This window comes from Microbacterium sp. HMWF026 (assembly GCF_003061325.1).
GTDB lineage: Bacteria > Actinomycetota > Actinomycetes > Actinomycetales > Microbacteriaceae > Microbacterium > Microbacterium testaceum_E.
The window spans coordinates 671-7,318 of the sequence record NZ_QAJB01000353.1 but is presented as its reverse complement, the minus strand read 5'-3'; the positions used below and the strand labels follow the sequence as shown (position 1 = coordinate 7,318).

The 6,648-nt window shown below is 70.5% G+C and carries 3 protein-coding genes and 1 pseudogene; 1 reads left to right on the top strand and 3 read right to left on the bottom strand.

What is annotated here, in order from left to right; translation table 11 throughout:
• The coding region (locus DBR36_RS13290) for a tetratricopeptide repeat protein (RefSeq protein ID WP_258222844.1) at positions 1-944 on the top strand (944 nt) is incomplete at its 5' end.
• Between the two features lie 97 nt (positions 945-1,041).
• Here the strand turns inward: DBR36_RS13290 and glgB are convergent.
• The 3 genes and pseudogenes from glgB to DBR36_RS18485 form a co-directional block, all read right to left on the bottom strand.
• Entirely contained in the window at positions 1,042-3,180 is a 2,139-nt protein-coding gene (glgB, locus tag DBR36_RS13285) for a 1,4-alpha-glucan branching protein GlgB (protein ID WP_108320131.1), read from the bottom strand.
• Positions 3,177-5,144, bottom strand: a complete 1,968-nt coding sequence (locus DBR36_RS13280) for an alpha-1,4-glucan--maltose-1-phosphate maltosyltransferase (protein ID WP_108320135.1) — start codon at positions 5,142-5,144, stop codon at positions 3,177-3,179. The genes glgB and DBR36_RS13280 overlap by 4 nt, the downstream gene beginning before the upstream one ends.
• A 306-nt stretch (positions 5,145-5,450) precedes the next feature.
• Positions 5,451-6,648, bottom strand: a pseudogene (locus tag DBR36_RS18485) (glycogen debranching enzyme); the annotation flags it as partial.

Genomic DNA, 6,648 nt, shown 5'->3' with positions numbered 1-6,648 from the left:
CTCCCGCCGCCCCCGGTTCCGTCATGCGCGGTGCCGTCGACCTCTCCTCCCTGCGCAACCGCCCCGCGGCCCCGACGACGCCCGCGCCGGCGGCGTCCGCGTCCGCCGGTGCCCCCGCCGGTGCCCTTCCCCTCGTCTTCGACGTCACCGACGCGACGTTCGGCGAGGTGCTCGAACTCTCGCGCACCGTGCCCGTCGTGATCGACCTGTGGGCCGAGTGGTGCGGGCCGTGCAAGCAGCTCAGTCCCGTTCTCGAGAAGGTCGTGACAGAGCTGGCCGGCAGGCTGGTGCTGGCCAAGGTCGACGTCGATGCGAACCCGCAGCTCGCTCAGGGCTTCCGCGCGCAGTCGATCCCGATGGTCCTCGCGCTCGTCGCCGGTCAGCCCGTCCCCTTGTTCACCGGGGCCGTGCCGGAGCAGCAGGTGCGCGACGTCTTCGCCCAGTTGCTGCAGCTGGCAGCGCAGCACGGCGTGACGGGAACCGTTCCGGTCGCCGACGGCGAACCCGCGGCCGCTGCCGAGGAGCCGCTCCTTCCGCCGCTGCACGCCGAGGCGTTCGCCGCGATCGAAGAGGGCGACTACGCCCGCGCCATCTCGGCCTACGAGCAGGCCCTGTCCGAGAACCCGCGCGACGCCGATGCCCGCGCCGGACTCGGCCAGGTGCGCCTGCTCGACCGCGTGCAGGGCGCTGATCTGCAGGCGGCCCGGGCGGCTGCTGCGGCCGAGCCGCAGGGCGTTCCGGCGCAGTTCCTCGTGGCCGACCTCGACGTCGTGGGCGGTCACGTCGACGACGCCTTCGGGCGTCTGCTCGACCTGTTCGCGGCTCTTCCGTCCGACGAGCGCGCGCCCGTGCGGGAGCGTCTGCTCGAGCTGTTCGGCATCGTCGGCGACGACGACGCCCGCGTGATCCGCGCGCGAGCGCGGTTGGCATCCCTGCTCTTCTAATCTCGCGACCGCTCCGTCGTCCACGAAGCGAAGGACACGGCACGAGAGAACGCCCCGCCCCGGTTCGACCGGGACGGGGCGTTCTGTCGTCAGCGCGTCAGGCGCCGGCGCGGTGGTGCAGCCACAGCACGCCCAGCGGAGGAAGCGTCAGCGTGGCGCTGCCGCGACCGTCCGTGTGGACGCTCCCCAGGTTGCCCTGGCCCGAACCGCCGAAGGCCTCGGCGTCGCTGTTGAGGACCTCGGTCCACTCGCCCGCCTCGGGCAGATCGAGCGGGAAATCGCTCAGGGGGACGCCCGAGAAGTTGCAGACGACGGCGATGGTGTTGCCGTGGTGGTCGCGACGGGCGAAGGCCAGCACGTTGGGGTTCCATGCCGGGGCACCCAGGCGCGAGAACGCCGCGCCGTCGTGGTCGCGCGACCACAGTGCCGCCTGATCCTTGTAGACGCGGTTCAGCTCGGCGACGAACGAATGCAGCTGCGCGTGAGAGGGCTGGTCCAGCATCCACCAGTCGAGCCCGCGCGACTCGGACCACTCGGACATCTGCCCGAACTCCTGGCCCATGAACAGCAGCTGCTTGCCGGGGTGGCCCCACATGTACGCCAGGAAGGCGCGCATGTTGGCGAGCTTCTGCCAGTGGTCTCCCGGCATCCGTCCGAACAGGCTGCCCTTGCCGTGCACGACCTCGTCATGGCTGATGGGCAGGACGAAGTTCTCGCTGAACGAGTACACGAACGAGAACGACAGCTCGCCCTCGTGGTGCGAGCGGTACATCGGGTCGCGGCCGATGTACTGCAGCGAATCGTTCATCCAGCCCATGTTCCACTTGAACCCGAAGCCCAGACCCGCGTGCGAGGTGGGGGCGGTCACGCCGGGGAAGCTGGTGGACTCCTCGGCGATGAGCGCGATGCCCGGGTACCGCTTGTAGGACGTCGCGTTGACCTCCTGCAGGAAGCGGATCGCCTCGAGGTTCTCGCGACCGCCGAACTGGTTGGGCGCCCATTCGCCCTCGTTGCGGGAGTAGTCCAGATAGAGCATGGATGCCACGGCATCCACCCGCAGACCGTCGACGTGGAACTCCTCGAACCAGTACAGCGCGTTCGCGACGAGGAAGTTGCGCACCTCGTTGCGGCCGTAGTCGAAGATGAGCGTGCCCCAGTCCTTGTGCTCTCCGCGACGCGGGTCGGGGTGCTCGTAGAGCGCCTCGCCGTCGAAGCGCGCGAGCGCGAACTCGTCCTTGGGGAAGTGCCCGGGAACCCAGTCCATGATGACGCCGATGCCCGCCTGGTGCAGGCGGTCGATCAGGTAGCGCAGGTCGTCGGGGGAGCCGAAGCGGCTGGTGGGGGCGTAGTAGCCCGACACCTGGTAGCCCCACGAGCCGCCGAAGGGGTGCTCGGCCAGGGGCAGGAACTCGACGTGGGTGAAGCCCTGTGCGCTGACGTACGAGATGATCTCGTCGGCCGCGTCGCGGTACGACAGTCCCGGCTTCCACGAGCCGAGGTGCAGCTCGTAGATCGACATCGGCCGGTCGAGGGGCGCGGTACGCGAGCGCTCCGCGATCCAGGTGTCATCGGCCCACTCATAGGCGGTCTCGGTGACGACGGATGCCGTGGCCGGCGGGGTCTCGGCGAGGCGGGCCATCGGGTCGGCCTTCTCGATCCACTGACCGGCGCGCGTGAGGATCTCGAACTTGTAGCGGGTTCCGGCGCCGATGCCGGGGACGAACAGCTCCCAGACGCCGCTGCCGCCCATCGAGCGCATCGCGCTGCCGGTGCCGTCCCAGCCGTTGAAGTCGCCGATGACGCGAAGGGCGCGGGCGTCGGGCGCCCACACCGTGAACGCGGTGCCGGTGGAGCCGTCGAGCTCGCGGACGTGGGCGCCGAGGACGCGCCAGAGCTCCTCGTGCCGGCCCTCGGAGATGAGGTGCAGGTCGAGCTCGCCGACCGAGGGGGCGTGGCGGTAGCCGTCGTCGGCGACGTGCTCGCTGTCGTCGTAGCGGGCGCGCACCGTGTACGCGCCGGGGTAGGCGTCGACCGCGGCCTCCCAGATGCCCCCGCGCACGTGCGACAGCGCCACCTCGGTGCCGTCGGCCAGCTCGGCGGACACCTCGCGGGCGAGGGGCCGGCGGGACCGGATCACCCAGCCCTCGCCGCTCTGGTGCACCCCCAGCACGCTGTGCGGGTCGTGGTGCGAGCCGTGCGCGACGGCATCCAGGATCTCAGGGGGCAGGGTGGTCATCGGTTCTCCTTGACGTGCAGGATGTGCACGGGCTCGTTGAAAGCGTCGAGGCGCACGAAGTTGTGGTCGGCCCAGGTGAACACCTGGCCGGTCACGAGGTCTTCGACGTCGTACGACGCCCCCGGCTCGATGCCGAACACGGTCGTGTCGAGGTGGACGGTGGTCTCGCGCGCGGAGTGCGGGTCGACGTTGACGACGACGATCACGGTGTCGGACGAGCCGGTGGGCGACAGCTCGGCATCCAGGTGCTTGGAATAGACGAGGATGGCGTCGTCGTCGCTCCAGTGCACCTGCAGGTTGCGCAGCTGCCGCAGGGCGGGGTGCGCGCGGCGGGCCGCGTTGAGCATGCGCAGGTAGGGGGCGAGGGAGTCGCCGGATGCCTCTGACCCCTCCCAATCGCGGAACTTGTACTCGTACTTCTCGTTGTCGATGTTCTCTTCGGAACCCGGACGCGCGACGTTCTCGTACAGCTCGTACCCCGCGTAGACACCGTAGGTCGGGGCGGCGGTCGCGGCGATCGCGGCGCGGATCTTGTACGCCGGGCGTCCGCCGAACTGCAGGTACTCGGTGAGGATGTCGGGGGTGTTGACGAACAGGTTCGGCCGCAGGAAGTCGTCGGTGTCGTGCGCGAGCCCGCCGAGGAACTCCTCCAGCTCTTCTTTCGTGTTGCGCCAGGTGAAATAGGTGTAGCTCTGCTGGAACCCGGCCATCGCCAGACCCTGCAGCGGGGCGGGGCGCGTGAACGCCTCGGCCAGGAAGACGGCGTCGGGCTCCTCGGCGCTGACCGTGGCGATGAGCCACTCCCAGAACTGCAGGGGCTTGGTGTGCGGGTTGTCGACGCGGAAGATGGTCACGCCCTGTGCGATCCAGTGCCGGACGATGCGCAGCACCTCGGCCCGGATGCCGTCGGGATCGTTGTCGAAGTTGACCGGGTAGATGTCCTGATACTTCTTCGGCGGGTTCTCGGCGAAGGCGATGGAGCCGTCGGGCAGCGTGGTGAACCACTCGGGGTGCTCGGCCACCCACGGGTGGTCGGGGGAGGCCTGCAGCGCGAGGTCGAGGGCCACCTCGATGCCGTTCTCGCGCGCCGCGGCGACGAAGGCGCGGAAATCGTCGAGCGTGCCGAGGTCGGGGTGCACGGTGTCGTGGCCACCCGAGGCCGCGCCGATCGCCCAGGGCGAGCCGGGGTCGCCCGGCTCGGTGACGAGGGTGTTGTTCGGTCCCTTGCGGTTGGTCACGCCGATCGGGTGGATGGGCGGCAGGTAGAGCACGTCGAAGCCCATGCCGGCGACGCCGGGCAGACGGTTGATCGCCGTGCGGAAGGTGCCGCTGACGACCGAGCCGTCCTCGGCGCGAGTGGCGCCCTCGGAGCGGGGGAAGAACTCGTACCAGGCCCCGACGCCGGCGCGCTCGCGCTCGACGAGCAGCTCGGCGTCGCGGCCGACCGAGACCAGGCCCATCATCGGGCGGGCGGCGAACAGCGCCGCGATCGCCGGGTCGCGGACGATCTCGAGCGCGACGTCGTCGTGCACGTCGGGATCGCGCAGCGACCGGGCGGCGTCGTAGAGCGCGTCCTTGTCGCTGCCGGGGCGCTTCTTCTCGCCGCGGGCGCGGTCGAACAGCTGCGCTCCCATCTCGCGCATGAGGGCCGTATCGACCCCCGCGGCGATCTTGAGCTCGGCCGCGTGCTCCCACGTGGCGAAGTCGTCGGCGAAGGCCTCGAAGCGGAAGCGCCACACGCCCTGCTCGAGGGGAGCCACCAGCGTCGACCAGCGGTCGAAGCCGTCGTTGAGCGGACTCAACCGGTGCAGGGATTCGTCGCCCGACGGAGAGAACAGCCGGACGTTGACCCCGATGCGGTCGTGCCCCTCGCGGAAGGCGGTGACCGTGAACGGCACGGCCTCGCCGACGAAGGCCGACGGGCGGAAGCGTCCGCCCGGGACGCTGGGGTGGGGGAGCGTCATGGGGATGCGCGGAGTGACCACGCTGCGCGAGGTGGGCGTCGGCTTGACCGGACGCACCGGGATCGAGGCGGCGCTGCGCCAGGGCAGCTCGGGCGTTTCAGTCGTCGTGGTGGCCACGGATCGAACCTATCGCGGGGCGACGACGTTGCCCCATCGTTTCGTCCGGCCTTGACAGGGCGCGCCCCCGGCGCGACGCCGCGACCCGGCGCGGAGCGCGAGAGCTGGCGCCGCGACCCGGGCACGGAGCGCGAGAGCCGACGCCGCGATCTCTCGCGCGCCGGAATCGCGACCCCCGACCGGCCGGACTCAGTCCACGCGGAACAACCGCATCGACGCACCGGCGATCGGGACGACGTCGCCCGGCGCGAAGCGCGGTTCGTCCTCGGCCGGCGCCTCGTCCGCGCTCGACCACAGCTCGACGAAGATCGCGTCGTCGAGGTCGGGCAGCACGATCTCGGTGTCGTCCTCTGTCCCGTGGATGACGACGAGCACCCGGTTGGGTGCTTCTTCTTCGGGCGTCGAGGTGGCCAGGTACTGCAGGGTGCGGTGCGCGGGATCGTTCCAGCGGTCGCTCGACATCGTCTCGCCGTGCTCGTCGAACCACTCCATCACCGAGGCGGAGGGGATCCGTTCGCCGAGGCGTGCGAAGCGCCGGGGGCGGAGAGCCGGGTTGTCGCGCCGCACCTGCAGCAGGCGCTGCGTGTGCGCGAACAGGTCGTGCTGCCACGGCGCGAGGTCCCACGACAGCCAGGTCAGCGCCGAGTCGTGGCAGTACGCGTTGTTGTTTCCGCGCTGCGTGCGCCCCATCTCGTCACCGGCCGTGATCATGGGGATCCCCGCCGAGGTCAGCAGCGTTCCCATGAGGTTGCGCATGGCCTTGCGGCGGGTGGCGAGAACGCGCTCGTCGGTGGTCTTGCCCTCGGCGCCGTGGTTGAAGGAACGGTTGGTGTCGGCGCCGTCGCGGTTCTGCTCGCCGTTTCCGAGGTTGTGCTTGACGTCGTACGACACCAGGTCGCGCAGGGTGAAGCCGTCGTGCGCGGTCACGAAGTTGACGCTTGCGAGCGGCCCGCGTTCCTCGCTGAACGTGTTGGACGAACCGGCCAGCCGGGTGGCGAAGCCGCCGATGCCGACGGGAGCGGTGCTCGCGCGCCGCGCGTAGTCGATGTCGCTCAGCCAGAAGTTGCGCACCCGGTCGCGGTAGCGGTCGTTCCACTCCAGCCATCCGTCGCCGAAGTTGCCGGTCTGCCAGCCCCCCATGCCGACGTCCCAGGGCTCGGCGATGAGCTTGGCGCCCGCGAGCGTCTCGTCGGCGCGGATGGCGGCGAGCAGCGGGTGCTCGGGGGTGAACGAGTGGTTCTCGTCTCGGCCGAGGGTCACCGCGAGGTCGAAGCGGAAGCCGTCGATCTGCACCTCGTCGCTCCAGTAGCGCAGCGAGTCCAGCACGAGGCGGGCCGCGGCATCCGTCGAGGTGTTCACCGCATTGCCGCACCCGGTCTCGTCGATG

What these genes read in the sequence shown, in the direction of transcription:
- glgB (WP_108320131.1), bottom strand. Translation starts at nt 3,180, where the DNA reads ATGACCACCCTGCCCCCTGAGATCCTGGATGCCGTCGCGCACGGCTCG.
- DBR36_RS13280 (WP_108320135.1), bottom strand. Translation starts at nt 5,144, where the DNA reads ATGACGCTCCCCCACCCCAGCGTCCCGGGCGGACGCTTCCGCCCGTCG.